14 protein-coding genes are annotated in these 17,826 nt (G+C 41.9%); 6 read left to right on the top strand and 8 right to left on the bottom strand.

What is annotated here, in order from left to right:
* The 3 genes from H5162_RS16990 to H5162_RS16980 all read left to right on the top strand — a co-directional run bounded on the left by H5162_RS16990 (window position 1) and on the right by H5162_RS16980 (window position 5,785).
* Window positions 1-3,081, top strand: coding sequence for an efflux RND transporter permease subunit (locus H5162_RS16990; RefSeq protein WP_182779074.1), 3,081 nt, complete (start codon window positions 1-3; stop codon window positions 3,079-3,081).
* Window positions 3,082-3,175: 94 nt separating this feature from the next.
* Complete coding sequence (locus H5162_RS16985) at window positions 3,176-5,071, top strand: putative nucleotidyltransferase substrate binding domain-containing protein (RefSeq protein WP_182759313.1); 1,896 nt, start codon at window positions 3,176-3,178, stop codon at window positions 5,069-5,071.
* Window positions 5,072-5,074: 3 nt separating this feature from the next.
* A complete protein-coding gene (locus H5162_RS16980; RefSeq protein ID WP_145233243.1) occupies window positions 5,075-5,785 on the top strand; it encodes a 3'-5' exonuclease in 711 nt (236 codons plus the stop codon).
* A gap of 83 nt (window positions 5,786-5,868) precedes the next feature.
* Here H5162_RS16980 and H5162_RS16975 read toward each other — a convergent pair whose 3' ends face one another.
* Window positions 5,869-7,449, bottom strand: a complete 1,581-nt coding sequence (locus H5162_RS16975) for a BCCT family transporter (RefSeq protein ID WP_145233245.1) — start codon at window positions 7,447-7,449, stop codon at window positions 5,869-5,871.
* Window positions 7,450-7,952: 503 nt separating this feature from the next.
* On the opposite strand from H5162_RS16975, the gene egtB reads away from it, so the two are divergent.
* From egtB to H5162_RS16960, 3 genes are all read left to right on the top strand, one after another.
* Window positions 7,953-9,182 (top strand): ergothioneine biosynthesis protein EgtB, encoded by a 1,230-nt coding sequence (gene egtB / locus H5162_RS16970; protein ID WP_182779071.1) that lies wholly within the window; start codon window positions 7,953-7,955, stop codon window positions 9,180-9,182.
* Between the two features lie 2 nt (window positions 9,183-9,184).
* A complete protein-coding gene (egtD, locus tag H5162_RS16965; protein ID WP_182779070.1) occupies window positions 9,185-10,156 on the top strand; it encodes an L-histidine N(alpha)-methyltransferase in 972 nt (323 codons plus the stop codon).
* A 142-nt stretch (window positions 10,157-10,298) separates the two neighbouring features.
* Window positions 10,299-11,087 (top strand): 2-keto-4-pentenoate hydratase, encoded by a 789-nt coding sequence (locus H5162_RS16960; protein WP_220493627.1) that lies wholly within the window; start codon window positions 10,299-10,301, stop codon window positions 11,085-11,087.
* On the opposite strand, the gene H5162_RS16955 is transcribed toward H5162_RS16960, so the two are convergent.
* The 7 genes from H5162_RS16955 to pxpB all read right to left on the bottom strand — a co-directional run bounded on the left by H5162_RS16955 (window position 11,058) and on the right by pxpB (window position 17,774).
* The gene (locus H5162_RS16955) at window positions 11,058-11,906 is read right to left on the bottom strand and encodes a PhzF family phenazine biosynthesis protein (protein WP_182779068.1); all 849 of its coding nucleotides are present in this window, start codon (window positions 11,904-11,906) and stop codon (window positions 11,058-11,060) included. The two genes, H5162_RS16960 and H5162_RS16955, sit on opposite strands and share 30 nt — an antisense overlap.
* On the bottom strand, window positions 11,890-13,563 hold the full coding sequence (gene asnB / locus H5162_RS16950) for an asparagine synthase B (protein WP_145233255.1): 1,674 nt from the start codon (window positions 13,561-13,563) through the stop codon (window positions 11,890-11,892). The genes H5162_RS16955 and asnB overlap by 17 nt, the downstream gene beginning before the upstream one ends.
* A gap of 154 nt (window positions 13,564-13,717) precedes the next feature.
* Window positions 13,718-14,386, bottom strand: a complete 669-nt coding sequence (gene pcp / locus H5162_RS16945) for a pyroglutamyl-peptidase I (RefSeq protein ID WP_149982472.1) — start codon at window positions 14,384-14,386, stop codon at window positions 13,718-13,720.
* Window positions 14,379-15,404, bottom strand: coding sequence for a DUF979 domain-containing protein (locus H5162_RS16940; RefSeq protein WP_182779066.1), 1,026 nt, complete (start codon window positions 15,402-15,404; stop codon window positions 14,379-14,381). Before H5162_RS16940 ends, pcp begins: the two co-directional genes overlap by 8 nt.
* Window positions 15,404-16,108, bottom strand: a complete 705-nt coding sequence (locus tag H5162_RS16935; protein ID WP_145233413.1) for a DUF969 domain-containing protein — start codon at window positions 16,106-16,108, stop codon at window positions 15,404-15,406. Before H5162_RS16935 ends, H5162_RS16940 begins: the two co-directional genes overlap by 1 nt.
* A gap of 65 nt (window positions 16,109-16,173) precedes the next feature.
* Window positions 16,174-17,109, bottom strand: a complete 936-nt coding sequence (locus tag H5162_RS16930; protein WP_182779064.1) for a biotin-dependent carboxyltransferase family protein — start codon at window positions 17,107-17,109, stop codon at window positions 16,174-16,176.
* On the bottom strand, window positions 17,106-17,774 hold the full coding sequence (pxpB, locus tag H5162_RS16925; protein WP_145233263.1) for a 5-oxoprolinase subunit PxpB: 669 nt from the start codon (window positions 17,772-17,774) through the stop codon (window positions 17,106-17,108). Before pxpB ends, H5162_RS16930 begins: the two co-directional genes overlap by 4 nt.
* Window positions 17,775-17,826 lie beyond the last annotated feature (52 nt).

Genomic DNA, 17,826 nt, shown 5'->3' with positions numbered 1-17,826 from the left:
ATGAAACAACAACCTATGATGCAAGATCTCCCTTCAATGGCCATTCGCCGCCCAGTGCTTATTGTAGTACTTAATTTACTGATCATTATTGCGGGTATTGCGGCCATTGCCGGGGTTGAAGTTCGTGAACTGCCTGATGTTGATACGCCAAGGATCACGGTGTCGGCTTCATTTCCTGGTGGCTCCCCAGAGACTGTTGATACCGAAGTAACCAGTAAACTTGAAGGGGCGGTAGCCCGCGTAAGTGGTGTAAAAACTATTCGCGCACAAAGTGAAGAAGGTAACGCACGGATTGTTGTTGAGTTTCGTGCTGGTGTTGACCTTGATGATGCTGCGAATGAAACCCGTGAGTCGGTAGCACGTGTACAACGTGAGTTGCCTGAAGAAGTTGAGCGCGTTTCTATTATCAAGGCTGATAATGATGCTGAGGCGGTTGTATCGCTAACCGTATCAAGCGATACCATAGCCCTTGAAGCGTTGACTGAACTGGTTGAGGTTGATTTAGCACCGCAGTTTTTAACCATTCCAGGTGTGGCCGATGTACGTTTAAATGGTGACCGAAAACGTGTTTTACGGGTGCGTCTTGATCCACTTAAATTAACCAGTTTTAATTTAACCGTTCCTGATGTAGCCCAAGTACTGCGCCAAGCGCCATTTGATGTACCGGCAGGTAGTTTGAAATCGACGGATCATCAAATTATAGTGCGCGCAGATGCAACCTCAGTTACCGCTGAGCAAGTGGCCGATATTATTATTCGTGATGGTACGCGTATTGGTGATATTGCGGCGGTGTATTTTGGTCCTGCGGATCCTCGCTCTATGGTGCGCTTAAACGGCCAGCCAGTGATTGGCATGGAAGTTATACGTCAAGCACAGTCAAATACCATTGAAATATCTGACGAAGTATTAAGTTTATTAGCAAAAATGCAAACGCGTTTTCCGGAGCTGAAATTTACTTTAACTTCTGATGATGCACAATTTATCAGGAGCTCAGTTGATGAGGTGATTTACTCACTGGTGCTAACTGTGCTGCTGGTGATCATTACATTATGGGTATTTATCGGCTCTTGGCGCGCGACTTTAGTGCCTGCATTTGCAATTCCTGTTGCCTTGGTTGGTTCATTAGCGTTGATATGGGCACTGGGTTTTTCAATCAATATACTTACTTTGCTGGCATTAGTGTTAGCAACGGGGTTGATTGTTGATGATGCGATTGTGGTCAGCGAAAACATTCAACGTCAACGCGGTTTAGGTCTTGGCCGCCGTGCTGCTGCGGTAATTGGCACGCGAGAAGTGTTTTTTGCTGTTGTCGCAACGACAGCGGTGTTAGCGGCGGTATTTGTTCCTATCGCTTTTTTACCCTCAACCGCAGGGCGATTATTTAGGGAGTTTGGTGGGGTACTTGCGGGAGCGGTGATCATTTCAAGCTTTGTAGCGCTTTCATTAGTGCCAGCGCTCACCTCAAAGCTAAAACTCAAACAAGGTGGTAAACACCCATTTGCTAAAATAGGTCATTGGCTTGCTAATATTTATACTAAAACCATTCATTGGGTGCTTGATCATGCGTGGCTTACGTTTATAGCTAGTATATTAGTCGCTGCGGGTTCGGGTGCTTTGTATCTCAATTTAGATAATGAATTACTGCCTTCAGAAGATCGCGGAAAAATACGTATCTTTGCTCGGGGCCCTGACGGTGTTGGTTTGAATTTTATGGACCGTCAAGCAATGCAAATGGAAGATATTTTGCTGCCGTATGTGCAAAGCGGCGAAATTGAATCTATTTATACTGTTGTAGGGCAGTGGGATCCAAATATTGTGTTTATTACCGTGCCTTTAAAACACTGGGATGAGCGTCATTTTTCACAGCAAGAGATCATTAATAAAATTCGAGGTCCGCTGGGTAATATTCCTGGGGCGGCAGGTTATCCGTCTGGGTCAAATAGTTTAAATTTACGCGGTCAAGGTGGCGGTATTGAGCTGGCACTATTAGGGCAAGATTACCTGCAGATTTATAAGGCCGCACAAGATTTTGCTGCACAGGTTGAGCAGACTATCCCGTCGATTGACAACGTGCGTATTTCATATCAGCCATCACAGCCGCAATTGCGCGTTAATATTGATAGACGCCGTGCAGAGGAATTAGGGGTGTCACTGAGTGATATATCAATCACCTTACGTGCTGCGATAAATGGCGATGATATTGCAGATTTAAATATTGGTGACCAATCGGTACCGATTATTCTGCAAGCACAAAATCAAACCATTAAAGATCCCAGTGATCTCGCTAATTTATATATCAGTGCAAATAACGGTCAGTTAGTACCACTGAGTAGCGTTGCAACCATAACAGAAGAAGGTGTTGCCGCTGAGCTTGAACGCCACGCACAGCGTCGTGCTATCGAGCTTGATATGGAACTGCCGGCGGACATGAGTATTGCACAGCTGGTATCGCAATTACGTGATATTTCAGAGCAAACGCTACCAAGTGGCATTAGCTTGGCATTTAAAGGTGAAGCTTTAACCTTTGAAGAAACTTCTAATGAAGTATTTATCACTTACATACTGGCATTTTTAATCGTATTTTTAGTATTAGCTGCACAGTTTGAAAATGTTAATAGCGCCGTGGTGGTGATGGTAACGGTACCGTTTGGTATTACATCAGCAATTTTAGCACTGTATTTAACTGGTACTTCGTTAAATATTTACTCGCAAATAGGTTTGGTGATGTTAATTGGTTTAATCGCGAAAAACGCGATTTTGTTAGTTGAATTTGCTGACCAATTGCGCGACCAAGGTTTAACTGTTCGTAAAGCTGTAGAGCAAGCAGCATTAGTACGTTTAAGACCAATTACTATGACCTTGATATCAACCTTACTAGGTGCACTGCCGCTAATATTATCAACCGGAGCGGGGGCTGAGGCACGTAATGCGATTGGCTGGGTCGTGTTTGGTGGCTTGTCTTTAGCGGTGCTATTTACGTTGTATTTAACACCGGTAATTTACTTGGGCTTAGCGCGCTTTACTACCCCCCGTGGTGATGAAAGTAAGCAACTTGCGCAGGAGCTTGATAAGGTAGAGTAAATCACAATTAAAATAGCCTAATTAACTATTTATCTTTGAAAAATAAGTTAATTAGGCTCACACTTGGGAAAGCTATCCCCAACAGGTTTTTTTTATGCAAGCCGAACAAGTAGAAATCGCGCAGTTTTTAGCACAACACCCGCCTTTTGACAGCCTACCGAGTAAAGCAATCAATGAGCTCGCGCAACAGGTTGAAGTCGCCTACTTTAGAGCGCACACCGATATTTTATTATTTGGTCAAGATATCGCCGATCTTTATGTGATCAGAAGCGGCTCTGTTGAAATGTATCGACGTAATGGGGAACTGGATAATCGTTTAACCACTGCCGGTATATTTGGGCAGATGGGTTTACTGATGAATCGCAAGGTTCGCTTTCCAGCTAAAGCACTTGAAGATACGCTAGTGTATTGCATTAATGTTGAACTATTTAACCGCTATTGCGACGAATTTGATTCATTTGCTGACTATTTTGAAACGGATGGTAATGTTCGTTTACATCAGGCAATTGTTGAACAAGCCGATGGTAATGATTTAACCACGGCAAAAGTAAAATCGCTGATCCACCGTGATGTGGTAACAGTTAATACTGATTCAACGGTGCAACAAGTTGCCCAGCTTATGACTGATGAATCGGTGTCATCGGTTTTAGTTACTGATAGTACCAAACCTATTAACGACGACCCAGAGGAAGATGATGGTCAAGTTGTTGGTATTATCACAGACAAAGATTTACGTACCAAAGTCATTGCTCATGGGCTGGCATTTGACACACCCGCGCATACAATAATGTCTACAAACTTGGTTTTATTAGATGCCAATGCCTATGTTTTCGAAGCTGTACTTGCGATGCTACGTGATAACTTACATCACTTACCGGTGGTCCAAAAACGCCGTCCAATTGGGGTTATTTCTCTTTCTGATATTTTACGCTATGAATCACAAAGCAGCTTGCTATTGGTACGTGGAATACTTGCGCAGCAATCGATTGAAGATTTAACCCACTATGCACGCCAGCTGCCGAATGTGTTTGTACGCATGGTAAATGAAGATGCAAACTCGCATATGATTGGCACGGCAATGGCTGTGATTGGCCGCACTTTTAAACAAAGGTTACTGGTATTAGCCGAAGAAAAGTATGGGCCGCCGCCGGTTGCATACTGTTTTATCGCATTAGGTTCAATGGCGCGGGATGAGCAACTCATTGTTACTGATCAAGATAACGCGCTCATTCTAGATGATGATTATGATGTTGAACTTCATGATACGTATTTTCAAAATATTGCCGATTTTGTTTGTGATGGTTTAGCTCAATGCGGTTATACCTATTGTGATGGCGAAATAATGGCGTCATTTAAAAAATGGCGAAAAACACGTGCACAATGGTTTGAGCAATTTGCTCAGTGGATAGAGCTGCCTAAACCGCAAGCCTTACTAAATAGCTCCATATTTTTTGATTTAGACGGGGTGTGGGGTAAAACCAAATGGGCCGATGAGCTTAAAATATTTATTGCCAAACAAAGCAAAGTTAATCGCGTATTTTTAGCTAATATGGCTGCAAATGCTCGCAACAGAACCCCACCATTGGGGTTTTTTAAAGGCTTTGTTATGGAGCACAACGGTCAGCATAAACGTTCTATGAATTTAAAGCGCAGAGGCACAGCGCCGCTTTCAGATGTTATTCGGGTTCACGCATTGGCGGTTGGATCACGTAAGCAAAACTCGTTCGAACGCTTAGAAGATATTATTGAAGCCAAGCTTCTACCGCAAGGCAAAGCACAAGATTTGAGAGATGCGCTAGAATATATTGCCATGATGCGGATCCGTCACCAAGCGTGGCAAATTGAACAAGGGGAAGAACCCGACAACGATTTAGACCCTCATTTATTATCTCCTTTTGAGCAGCGTAACTTAAAAGAAGCTTTTGCAATTTTAGAAAAAGCACAAAGCTATTTGAAATTTAGTTACTCAGCAAACTCTGGGGTAAAGTAATTTATGGCTTTCAAAAAGCAAGCAATGATTGACTGGGCAACACGCTATAAAAATTTATTAAGCGGCGCTCAAAATGACACTATCAAACGTTTTTATGGAGCTGCTTTTAGCGATAAATTCGCAGCAATTAAAGATGTGCCATTTGTTGCAATGGACTTTGAAACAACCGGTTTAGATAGCACCAGTGATGATATTGTCAGCGTTGGTTTAATTCCTTTTAATTTACAGCGTATATATTGCAAAGATAGTCGCCATTGGGTGGTGCGCCCTAGGCGTAATTTCAACGAGGGATCCATTGTAATACATGGCATAACACATTCAGAAATTGACGATGCACCGGATTTTAATCATATTATTGAGCCATTATTGCAAGCACTCAGTGGTAAAGTCGTTGTTGTACACTATGGCGCGATTGAGCGGCACTTCTTAAATACTGCACTGTTACTTAGGCTTAACGAGGGGATAAACTTTGCTTTGGTTGATACCATGGAAATTGAACGAAAAGCCTTAAAAGCCAGGCAGGGTTTGCTAGGTTGGTTATTTAATTCTAAGTTAGGATCGCTTAGATTAGGTGATTGTCGCCAGCGCTATTCATTACCTGTGTATAAAAACCATAACGCTTTAACTGACGCTTTAGCAACGGCTGAACTGTTACAAGCACAATTGAGTCACCATTACCGAGAAGATACACCGATCTCGCAGTTATGGAGTTAAAAATTTCTTAACCTGAACTTTGGCTAATAAGCTTAAATAAAAAAACGCCGCAAATTTGCGGCGTTTGTGGTTTTAAATAGCGTTTATTTAGCCGGTAACGGCTCAGTTCTCAGACCTAAAATAAGGCTTAAACACATAAACAGCAAGACGATTGTAAATGGTAAGCCGGTAGAGACCGCACCTGCTTGCAGTGCTTCGATTGCTTGTGTACCACCAATCCACAGTAGCGCGGCTGCGATAGCACCTTCAATAGATGCCCAAAATATGCGTTGTGGTACTGGCGCATCAATTTTCCCGCCAGCAGTGATAGAGTCTATTACTAATGACCCTGAATCAGATGAAGTGATAAAAAACACTAAAACTAATAGCACAGCAATTACAGACAAAATATTAGACATAGGTAATTCATCTAGCATTTGAAACATAGCCATAGGGACATCGGTTAAACCATTTAGGCCAAGTGCGCCAACACCATTGACTACTTGATCAATTGCGATACCGCCGTAAATTGACATCCATAATACTGTAACCAATGTTGGAATAAGTAATACCGCAATCAAAAATTCACGGATAGTACGACCGCGTGATACGCGAGCGATAAACATGCCTACAAACGGTGACCACGAAATCCACCAAGCCCAGTAAAATACAGTCCAGCCATGCATCCATGTTTCGTCTTCACGGCCATGTGGATTACTTAATGGAATGATATTTTCTACATAACCCATAAAGGTGGTAGGAATATTACCCATCGCAACAGCAAAGCCAACTAAGCAAACAAATACCAAAAGGGCAAAAGCAATTAGCATGTTGATATTACTAAGGAGTTTTACACCGCCATCGATACCACGCACAACAGAAATAATAGCCAGTAGGGTAACGCCAACAATAACGAGTATTTGTGAGCCAATGCCACCTTCGAGACCAAACACGTGGTTTATCCCCGCAGACGCTTGCTGAGCGCCTAACCCCAATGATGTTGCCAAGCCAAATAAAGTTGCCAGTACTGCTAAAATATCAATGATATGACCAGGCCAGCCCCATGCTTTATCGCCCAATATAGGGTAAAAAATTGACCGGATAGACAGTGGTAAACCTTTGTTATATGTAAAGAATGATAGTGATAAGCCAACTACAGCATAAATAGCCCAAGGGTGCAGGCCCCAATGGAACATAGTTGCCCCCATTGCCAGTTTTGCAGCTTCTGGGGTGTTGGCTGTTACATTCAGTGGTGTTTCATACCAACCAGTAAAATATGCAACCGGTTCAGCTACCCCCCAAAACATTAAGCCAATACCCATGCCTGCGGCGAATAACATAGCGAGCCATGAAACACGAGTATATGAAGGCTTAGCATCACTGCCTCCTAAACGGATCTTTCCGTAAGGAGAAACAATCAGTGCTAAACAAAAAATAACGAAGAAGTTTGCAGCCCACATAAACAAGGCATCAAAATTATTAATTATATCGAGTTTCACACCATCAAGTGCTGCTTTTGCAGTTTGTGGATCGGTAGCGAGAATGGCGATTAAAAAGATGACAATCAGGCCCGCGCTGATGCCAAAAACAGGGTTGTGTATATCAAATCCCCATTTTTGCACGTTATCCTGACCTACGGTGTAATCCGTATTGTCGATACTATATTTGTCATGATTTTCGCTCATGCAATACCTCTTTTGTTGTCCTAACAAGCTGCTTGTTACCAGCAACATACCTAATTTAATTAGTCTAAGTAACCTGAGCTTTGGATAATAAATCACTATGTTAGTAAATTTTTAAAGCAAAGTTCAGGTTAGGTAATAATTGATACTTAAATTTATTTGAAGACTAACTAATTTAAAAGATGATCATACAGCTACTAGTGTATGAGTTAAATACCAAATGTAAATGATTTTGTAGTTAAATAGCGGCTTATATGGCCATTGCAACCATTTTTATGTTTTTATATAAAAGTACATAATTCGCAAAAGGTCAAAAATTAGTTTGATTGTTAAAGTAATCGCGGCTGTTTTTTGTGGTTAATTGAACTATTATTTTGTAGTTGTAAAAGGCAGCTGCACGAGATTGACGTTTTATAGTCGCAGTAATGAAAGCGTAATATGAATATGATTTAACATTAGGTGAGCTATATCATTGATCAGTTGCGATAAGGAATTTAGTCATTACTATGAGTAACCATGGCAAAGAGAACACTAAAAACACGGCTGATGAGCATCAATTAGTCCATCATTACCAGCGTGTTCGACACCAAAGCGTGACGTTAATAAACTCGTTATCAGCAGAAGACTGCCAATTACAAGCTATGGCAGATGTAAGCCCTAGTAAATGGCACCTTGCGCACACAACGTGGTTCTTTGAAACTTTTTTACTAATTGCACATAGCTCTCACTACACAGTATTTAATCCTAACTTTAAAACTTTATTTAACTCATATTATAACGGTATAGGTGAACAATTTAAGCGTGCCTGCAGAGGGAGTTTATCGCGGCCTAGTTTAGATGACGTGATTATCTATAGAGAATATGTTGACCGGGCGGTGATTGAATTACTGAGTGCACCGTGTAGCGAGTCAATAAAGCAAGTTATTGAATTAGGACTTAACCATGAACAACAGCACCAAGAACTAATGCTGATGGACATTCAATATAACTTTTCAGTTAATCCGTTGTTTCCTGCTTATTGTGACACTAACAACAACCGTATAGAAAATCCTGTTACGCAAGCCAGTCCTCTTAGCTTTGTGGCATTCTCAAAGCATACTGCACATATTGGTGCAACTGAGCAAACGTTCAGCTACGATAATGAACGGCCAACTCATCAAGTGCTTATTCAGCCATTTAAATTTGCTAACCGGCTAACTACCAATGCTGAGTATTTAGCGTTTATACAAGATGGTGGTTACCAAAACCCAGAGCATTGGCTCAGTGACGGTTGGGCGCAGATAAATAATGCTCGGCAAACTGCGCCACTCTATTGGCATAAAGTAAATAATGAGTGGTTTGAATTTTCATTAGCTGGATTACAGCCTTTGGCGCTAAATGAGCCGCTAAGCCATGTTACCTTTTACGAAGCAAACGCTTTTGCACATTACTCACAAGCTCGCCTCCCAACCGAATTTGAATGGGAAAGCGTGGCTAACAGTAATGCGGCACAAACTATCACCCAGCTGACCGACAACTGTTGGCAGTGGACAAACAGTGCCTATTTACCGTACCCAGGCTTTAAGCCAATAGCAGGCGTGGCAGGGGAATACAATGGTAAATTTATGGCGAATCAAATGGTACTGCGCGGTGGCTGTAAACTTACCCCACAAAATCATTTAAGACTAACTTATCGCAATTTCTATTATCCACACCAAGCGTGGATGCGCAGTGGTATTAGACTCGCTAAGGATTGAGCATGAGCCAAGTAACAACATTAATGACAACCGATATTGATAACCGCTTTTTAACCGATGTTATTGCGGGACTGTCACAGCAACAAAAGAATCTACCCTGTAAATATTTTTATGATGATAATGGGGCCGCTTTGTTTGAGCAGATCACTGAGCTTGATGAGTACTACGTGACACGCACAGAGCTGAGCATTTTAACCAAGCACAGCCAAGCAATTGCCAAGTTGCTTCCTGATAACTTATCAATTATAGAGCCGGGCTGTGGCTCGGGTAAAAAAATTGCTTATTTGTTAGCGCACTTAGTGAATGTGAAAAGTTTTGTGCCATTTGAGATCTCTAATGAAATGCTTAATTACTCACTGGCCCATTTATCTCCATTATTTCCTGAGTTAGCTATTTCGCCGTTGTTGGGGGATTTTACTCATAGCCAAATGGTAAAGCAGTTAAGCCGTGAAACACAATTGGATAGCCAAACGAACCTCGTGTATTTTCCAGGCTCAACAATAGGCAATTTTTCACCGCTAAAAGCCATTGAGATCATGAAAAATTTCCATCGGTTATGTGGTATTAACGGTTATGTATTGATTGGCATTGATTTGCTCAAAGACCGTCAAGTATTACTTGATGCTTATGACGATAAACAAGGCGTCACCGCGGCATTTAATAAAAACTTGCTCCAGCGTATTAATGCTGAGTTAAATGCTGATTTTGATCTTAGCCAGTTTAATCACCAATCACGGTTTAATGAAAAACTAAGCCGTATTGAAATGCATTTGATCAGTAACTGTGATCAAACAGTCACCGTCAATGGCGAATCATTTAGCTTTTCTCAAGGTGAGAGTATCCATACAGAAAACTCCCATAAATACGCACTACAGGCATTTACTGAACTTAGCGCCCAAGCTGGATTACGTTTAGAGCAAACGTGGCAAGACGAGCAGGGGTATTTTGCATTGTGTTTATTAAGGCCAATTTAAACAATGCACAGTCCATAATTTATTATTTAACTGTACTTAGCTAAAAATGCTGCGCAAATTGATTTTTTAATAGTATAAATACTACATTAAACCTACGGCTGCTGGTGTAGCCATTATAAAACCTTATTACGAAGAGGTTAGTGTGGACAGTTCTACTAAATTAAAAACGATTGCAGCACATTTATTTGCACAACGCACAAGTGCAGCGCCACAATCAGATTTACCGCCACAATTAGCATTAACAAGCACTGAAGATAGTTTAGCTGTTCAACAATTGATGATTGCATTAAACAAGGGCCAAGTATTTGGTTGGAAATGCCTATTACCACTTGATAACGGTGCGATTATTTTGGCTCCAATATTAAAGCCGCCGCAATCATTTACACAAATCTGCACATTATATACTGAACAAAACAAGGCACGGATAGAGCCTGAAATTGCTTTTGTGTTTGCGCAAAATATGCCAAAGCAGGCCAGCTATAGCGAAGCTGAAATTGACCACGCGGTGAGTGACACGCATATGGCACTTGAGCTGATCCAAAACCGTTTCTCTACAGCGTATCAAGCAAATCACTTTGCAAAGTTAGCGGATGGTTTAAGTAACCAAGGGGTGTTACTTGGTCCTAAAATTAATAAGCAAGTAGCTTATGATGCGGCACATATTACTATCGCGATAACACAAAATAATCGCTGTCATAGCTATCTTGGCAAGCATCCATGTGGTCTGGCACAAACACCAATCTATTGGGCAGTAAATTATCTGGCTAAGTGTGGGATCACGCTCGCTGCTGGCCAAATTCTCATAACAGGCTCATATTGTGGTGTTATTGAGTTAGACACTGATGTTGATACTGAAATTGACTATGCAGGGCTTGGAAAATACACCGTCAAATTTAGTGGCTTAACTGATAATGACATAACTGTTTTTTAAACGGTAATTAATGGTTGCTCCGGCAACAGAATCTTGGAAAAGCTGGCCATGTGTTTGTTCAGTGTATTGTTTGATTATCGGGGCAATAATGCTGATGGCTGAACCTGTAGCGCTATCTTCATCCACGCCATAATAAGGAGCAAAATATCGAAAATGCCACTGTGTGGTTTGATTAGCTGTTTGGCGTTGTTGCAATACAATCACTGCATTTGGGTAGTATTGTAATTGTGCTGTATTTATCGCGAGTGTTTTTAAAGGCTGAACACTGTTAATCATCACAGTACTGTAGCCGTTAATTTTTGCTGTTTTATAGCTTTGCACTATTGAGGTAGGAATGGCTTGTTGCAGCAGAACCTCTGTTTGTACCTCGGTGCTATCAATGGTGACTAATTGTAGTTGCAGTGCGCGTTGATGTATTCTGGTTTCAAATACTTCCCCTGTATTTGTATAAAAGGTGTTTGGGCTAAACCCTTGCCATTTTTGTAAAAACAGTGCAGCGGCGAGTGTCCCATGACCACAGCGGCTGATCTCATGGCTGTGATTAAACCAACGAATAGGGCATCGATTTTTTTTGATATTGGCTTGATTTAAAAATACGGTGGCGGGCTGAGCGGTGTTTTTTGCAATGCGCTGCATTAGTCGAGTTGTTAACCCTGTTTTATAAATAACAATTAACGCAGACGAACCTTTACAGCGTCTCGCTGTATCGTTAAAAACTTGCTCAATAGCAAAAGACTGCACAAAGCGCGGGGCTTTGTGCAGTCTGTGAGTTAATGCCAGATTTAATAAGCGACTAGGCTTATTATTTCTTTTGTGCATAGGCGTCGTTATGAATACCTGCGGCACGACCTGATGGATCGGCATTATTTTGAAATGATGCATCCCATAATAACGCTTCAGGCGTTGAACAGGCTACAGACTTACCGTGTGGTACACATTTAGCGGCTGCATCACCTGGGAAGTGAGATTCAAAAATAGTACGGTAGTAATACGCTTCTTTTGAATCAGGTGTATTAATAGGGTATTTAAATTTTGCGTTTTCAAGCTCTTGATCGGTTACTTGCTCGTTTACAAACTCTTTTAATGTATCAATCCAGCTGTAGCCAACACCATCCGAAAACTGCTCTTTTTGACGCCATAACACTTCATCAGGTAAGTAGCCGTCAAAGCCTTCACGTAAAATATGCTTTTCAATTTTGCCATCTTTACACATTTTAGCTTCAGGGTTGATACGCATAGCAACATCAACAAACTCTTTATCAAGGAAGGGAACGCGGGCTTCTACACCCCATGCCGCCATTGATTTATTTGCGCGTAAGCAATCAAACATGTGCAGTTTAGATACTTTACGGTTTAATTCTTCATGAAACTCTTGTGCATTTGGTGCTTTATGAAAGTACAAGTAACCACCAAATAGCTCATCAGCGCCTTCACCAGAGAGCACCATTTTAATACCCATCGCTTTGATTTGGCGAGCCATTAAGTACATCGGAGTAGAAGCACGGATCGTAGTTACATCGTAGGTTTCAATGTGATAAATAACTTCACGCAGGGCATCAATCCCTTCTTGAATCGTAAATATAATCGGGTGATGAACAGTTCCTATCATATCAGCTACTTTTTGTGCAGCCGCTAGATCTGGGGAGCCCTCAAGGCCAACCGAGAAAGAGTGCAGTTTAGGCCACCATGCATCGCTTTCATCATTATCTTCAATACGTTTTGCTGCAAAACGTTGGGTAATAGCTGAAATAACGGATGAATCTAAACCACCTGACAACAACACGCCATAAGGTACGTCACACATTAATTGACGTTTAACGGCGGCTTCAAGTGCATCTTTGACGTCTTCGGCTTTTGCGCTGTTATCTTTAACTGCATCGAAGCTTTGCCAATCACGGGCATAATATGGGCGCAATTGACCATCTTTACTCCATAAAAAATGTCCAGGAGGAAATTCTTCAATATGCTTACAGATTGGTGAAAGTGCTTTTAGCTCTGAGGCAACATAAAAGTTACCGTGCTCATCGTGGCCAGTATAAAGTGGAATAATACCAATATGATCACGGCCAATTAAATAAGCGTCTTGTTCTTCGTCATATAAACAAAAAGCAAAAATACCGTTCAGATCATCTAAAAATTCAGGCCCTTTCTGTTTGTATAACGCTAAGATAACTTCACAATCTGATTGAGTTTGAAAAGTGAAATCGGTTTCAAGGTTAGCGGCAAGTTCTTTGTGATTATAAATTTCGCCATTAACCGCTAGAATATGAGTTTTTTCAGGATTGTATAAAGGCTGCGCACCGCTTGATACACCAACAATGGCTAAACGTTCATGCACTAAAATCGCTTTCTCTGATGAATATACACCAGACCAATCAGGCCCGCGGTGACGTAATAATTTTGACATTTCAATTGCTTGCGTACGCAATGGAGCGGGATCAGACTTTATATCTAATACACCAAAAATTGAACACATAGTAACTCCTCATTCCTATCATGTGTGTTAGTTAGGTCATAATACCTAACCATTCACGTTTGTTTTAACAGAAATAATTAACTAAGTCACATAGCTTTTACAATATTTTCAGAATAATTTATGCACCAGCATGGCCGCTGATGCACCAAATTGGTCAGTGGGTGGTGCCAGCCGCGACTTTTACATCTTGTTTTGCAACAATAGCTTCGTTGATCATTACTTTTAACGCGCTTAACACGGTTTCTTCGCTCATACTCGGTGCGCCATTATGGTGCACAGCTTGGCTTGGTAAATAAGGGATATGCACAAAGCCCCCTTTGATGTGTGGTTCATGCTCATTGATATGATGTAATAGACCATACATAACGTGATTACACACATATGTACCCGCTGTATTAGAAATGGCGGCTGGGATCTCACTTTGTTGCAGTGCTAATAACATGCGTTTGATAGGTAATTGTGCAAAATAAGCGGCAGGAGCATTTTTGACGACGGGGTGATCAATGGGTTGCTTTCCTGCGTTGTCTTTAATTCGGGCATCATCAATATTAATCGCGATACGCTCTATGCTTATTTCACTGCGGCCACCGGCTTGCCCGATACATAATACTAGAACCGGATGATGCTGCTCTATGGCTTTATAAAGCACCTCTAATGAGGTATTAAACTCACACGGTAGCTCAAGGGCTATTACTCGGTGCTTAGCGATTAAATGTTCGTCGAGTTTGCTTACCGCTTGCCACGACGGATTGAGCGATTCGCCGCCAAATGGTGCAAACCCAGTTATCAATACGCAGGGCATGCTTGATGTCAGTTTAGTCATTAAAAACCACCATATACATTAAAATAATATTGACCGTTAATAAGGCCAGCGCAGTAGGTATTTGCACCTTTATAACATGGTATTTGTCTTTTAGGTCGAGTAATGCCGCTGGAATGATATTAAAGTTTGCTGCCATTGGCGTCATTAACGTTCCACAGTAACCACTGTACATCCCAATTGCTACCAGTGGTGCGGCGCTGGCGTCATGACCTTCGATTAAAAAAGGCATAGCAATACCCGCAGTCATTACCGGAAATGCAGCAAACGCATTTCCCATCACCATGGTAAATAACGCCATGCCAACACAATACAGCACCACCAGCATAAAACGATTCTCTGGCGCTATAAATAAAGTAACCAACTCTTTAATTGAGTCTCCTGTTTGCGCCACAATAAACACGCCACCAAGCATTGCTAGCATTTGTGGCAGTATTGCTGCCCAACCGATAGAATCTAGCAGCCGACGGGATTCAGTGACAGCTTCAATTGGATTTCCCCCAGTAATTTTCCAGCCAATCAGTAGCGCAGACACACACGCTATAGTGAGCGATGCGAGAGTTAAATGACGTTGATCAAGTAAGTAATAATCACCAATTGCGATACCATCAAAAGAAACAGTCAGTAATACCGTGATCACGGGTATCATTAATGCGGGAACAAATAATTTATTGCCCAGGCGAGAGGCCGATTGTGTTTGTTGCTGTTCAGTGAGTGGTTGATAACTGCCCATGCTTACTAGGTTTAAGCCCGCTAACAGGGCAATTAATACTACGCTCACACCAACCCATAAATAAGTGTTGGCTTTGCCGAACAAGGCAATAGATACATCACCAAATAAAAAACTGCTACCAAATAACAACCAAAATAATGCTGTGGTGAGCCTTTTTGGATGGTTTGTGTCTTGCAGCGTTCGAACAACTAAAAACATCACAACGAGACCAATTAATAAATAAATGTTCTCAATGGTGATAATTGTAGCGTTTGAGTTAGTTACATCGGTTGTTAGTACTTTACTCATCACACTTCCTGCTGTTTGTAGTGAGCAACAGCCAGAGCTATTTTTGCTTCTAAACGAGATAATCTAAATAAATGAATAATGAGTGCGGCAATGGCGGTCGGAATAGCCCATAAACCAATATGCAGCGGTTCAATACCGGCAATGCCGTTTTCCTTTAAGAAGGCATCCATCAATAGTACAGCACCAAAAGCAATGAAAATGTCTTCTCCAAAGAACATCGCAATATTATCAACGGCAGCTGCATGGGCGCTGATCATGTCTTTTATGGGTTTTGGCAGCTCACCGTGTTTATTGGTCGCGGCACCTAATGCCATGGGGGCTAATAATGGACGAACAGTTTGTGCTTGACCGCCAAGGCTTAATAACCCAAGGGCTGCTGAGCATTCTCGAACGATAAAATACAGGGCTAATATACGTGCGCTGGTGGCACTTTGAATTTGTGCAATCCAGTTTTTCGCATGCTGTTGTAAACCATAGCGCTCTAGCAGTGCGATAACGGGTAAAATAAGAATAAAGCTGGCCAGTTGACGAGAGTTCATAAACTTCTCGCCAAAGGTTTGCAAAAGGGTGAGGATATCTAAATTTACCGCCCAACCAGTTGCAAGGCCAGCAACGGTTACTACAATCAGTGGGTTAAAGCGCAAGGCAAATCCTAGCACAACCACTGGAATGCCAATTAATGGCCAATAATTAAGATCAAACATCATAGTTCCTACACTGTGCTGTGTTTATTATTATTTATTAAGCTGAGCTTTTATTTAGTGATTGGTTATCTGATGCTCAAGTTTATTAGTGCAATAGTCAATTGTTGTAGGTGAGCGTCAAGTTTTCGCTGCGCAGTATTTGCAGCTGCTAGGTTGACGAATTCAAATCGCACAAAGTCACCAGGTTTAAGTTGTGCAAATTGGTGTTGATCCGCACTTATTATAGTACCAAGTAGCGGGTATCCTCCGGTTGTTTGGCCATCATTTAGCAATACGATAGGCTCACCACTGGGTGTTAGTTGGATAGAGCCCGGGCTAACAGCTAAAGAAGGCAATGAATGTGTATGCATTAATTGATTATGCTCAGTACTGAGCCTTACTCCCATACGATTACTTTGCGGACTGACTTGCCATTTCGTCTGGGCAAAAAAATCACTAAATTGTTGTGATAGTAATTGTTGATGTGGGCCTGAATGGACGCGGATCACACTGCGCTTAGCGGGGGCAATCGCACCACGTTGCGGCCAATTGCCATCAAATGGCGTGATTGGGACTTGATCATTGGCTTGTAAAGGCGCGCCCGTTAGGCCACCAAAACCTGCTGCAATATCGGTGGCTGTTGAATTCATCACTGCATGACAATCAATGCCGCCTTTAATTGCGAGGTAGCTGCGAAAACCTTGCCGAGCGGTGGCAAATGTCAGTGTTTGTCCTTGCTCTACTGGATAACTCCAGCCGGGATAAATACTTACTCCATCAAGCTTTGCTTGCATATCAGCGCCATGCAGCGCAATAACAGTGGCACATTGAAACTGCAATTGCGCTAAGCCTAAAGTGATCTCAATAACACTTTGATTGTCATCATTGCCCACTAAACGATTGGCAATGATCATTGCATAAGGGTCAAGCGCACCAGATTGGGCAATTCCTAAATGACGATAGCCATGACGACCAAGATCTTGAATCGTCATTTGCATTCCGGGCTTTATTACGGTGATCATAATACCGACTCCTTAGTAATAAATTGCAGCGTATCGCCCGGTTGTATTGCGCATGGTGGAGTATTTTCACTGTCAAATAATGCAAAATCACTGTGGCCGATAATATGCCAACCACCGGGCGAATCAGCTGGGTAAATCGCGGTTTGATTAGCGCCAATGGCAACCGAACCTTTGGGCACTCGAGTTCGCGGCTGTGCTCTGCGCGGAGTATGTAATTGACTATTCAGACCGTGCAAATATGCAAAGCCTGGCTGAAAGCCTAAAAACAATACTTGATAATGCCCTTGGCTATGTATATCAATTACTTGTTGTGGCGATAAATTGTGATACTCAGCTACATAGTCTAGATCTGGGCCATAGTCACCACCGTATTGGGTAATAATTTTATGATGCTTACCCTGATAGTCGTGCGGATTTATATTTGCCCACCAAAGTGCTAACTGAGCTTGCCAGTGAGCAAGCGAAGTAGGGTCTATTAAATAAACTGTCAGCGAGTTCATTGCGGGTACTACATCTATAAAGGCGTCGCTGGTGTTGCATTGTTGCACTAGTGCCCAGATTTTTTTTTGAATGCTCAGACTGTCATCGTTTAGGGCAGTGGCATCAAGCAATATGCTGTTATTACTGAGGACACTAATAGTTGGAGAGATAGTTTGTTGATCCATAGCCAAATGTATTTATTATTCTTGAATACCTCAAACTAGCATATAACGTATG

It is taken from the genome of Pseudoalteromonas sp. SR41-8 (assembly GCF_014163915.1).
Taxonomy (GTDB): Bacteria; Pseudomonadota; Gammaproteobacteria; order Enterobacterales; family Alteromonadaceae; genus Pseudoalteromonas; species Pseudoalteromonas rhizosphaerae.
The sequence above is the reverse complement of the archived record's forward strand: the minus strand, read 5'-3'. Positions and strand labels throughout refer to the sequence as shown.

Excerpts from the sequence above, each read along its gene's own strand:
- H5162_RS16990 (WP_182779074.1), top strand. The coding sequence starts at position 1 with ATGAAACAACAACCTATGATGCAAGATCTCCCTTCAATGGCCATTCGC.
- H5162_RS16985 (WP_182759313.1), top strand. The coding sequence starts at position 3,176 with ATGCAAGCCGAACAAGTAGAAATCGCGCAGTTTTTAGCACAACACCCG.
- H5162_RS16980 (WP_145233243.1), top strand. The coding sequence starts at position 5,075 with ATGGCTTTCAAAAAGCAAGCAATGATTGACTGGGCAACACGCTATAAA.
- H5162_RS16975 (WP_145233245.1), bottom strand. The coding sequence starts at position 7,449 with ATGAGCGAAAATCATGACAAATATAGTATCGACAATACGGATTACACC.
- egtB (WP_182779071.1), top strand. The coding sequence starts at position 7,953 with ATGAGTAACCATGGCAAAGAGAACACTAAAAACACGGCTGATGAGCAT.
- egtD (WP_182779070.1), top strand. The coding sequence starts at position 9,185 with ATGAGCCAAGTAACAACATTAATGACAACCGATATTGATAACCGCTTT.
- H5162_RS16955 (WP_182779068.1), bottom strand. The coding sequence starts at position 11,906 with ATGCACAAAAGAAATAATAAGCCTAGTCGCTTATTAAATCTGGCATTA.
- asnB (WP_145233255.1), bottom strand. The coding sequence starts at position 13,563 with ATGTGTTCAATTTTTGGTGTATTAGATATAAAGTCTGATCCCGCTCCA.
- pcp (WP_149982472.1), bottom strand. The coding sequence starts at position 14,386 with ATGACTAAACTGACATCAAGCATGCCCTGCGTATTGATAACTGGGTTT.
- H5162_RS16940 (WP_182779066.1), bottom strand. The coding sequence starts at position 15,404 with ATGAGTAAAGTACTAACAACCGATGTAACTAACTCAAACGCTACAATT.
- H5162_RS16935 (WP_145233413.1), bottom strand. The coding sequence starts at position 16,108 with ATGTTTGATCTTAATTATTGGCCATTAATTGGCATTCCAGTGGTTGTG.
- H5162_RS16930 (WP_182779064.1), bottom strand. The coding sequence starts at position 17,109 with ATGATCACCGTAATAAAGCCCGGAATGCAAATGACGATTCAAGATCTT.
- pxpB (WP_145233263.1), bottom strand. The coding sequence starts at position 17,774 with ATGGATCAACAAACTATCTCTCCAACTATTAGTGTCCTCAGTAATAAC.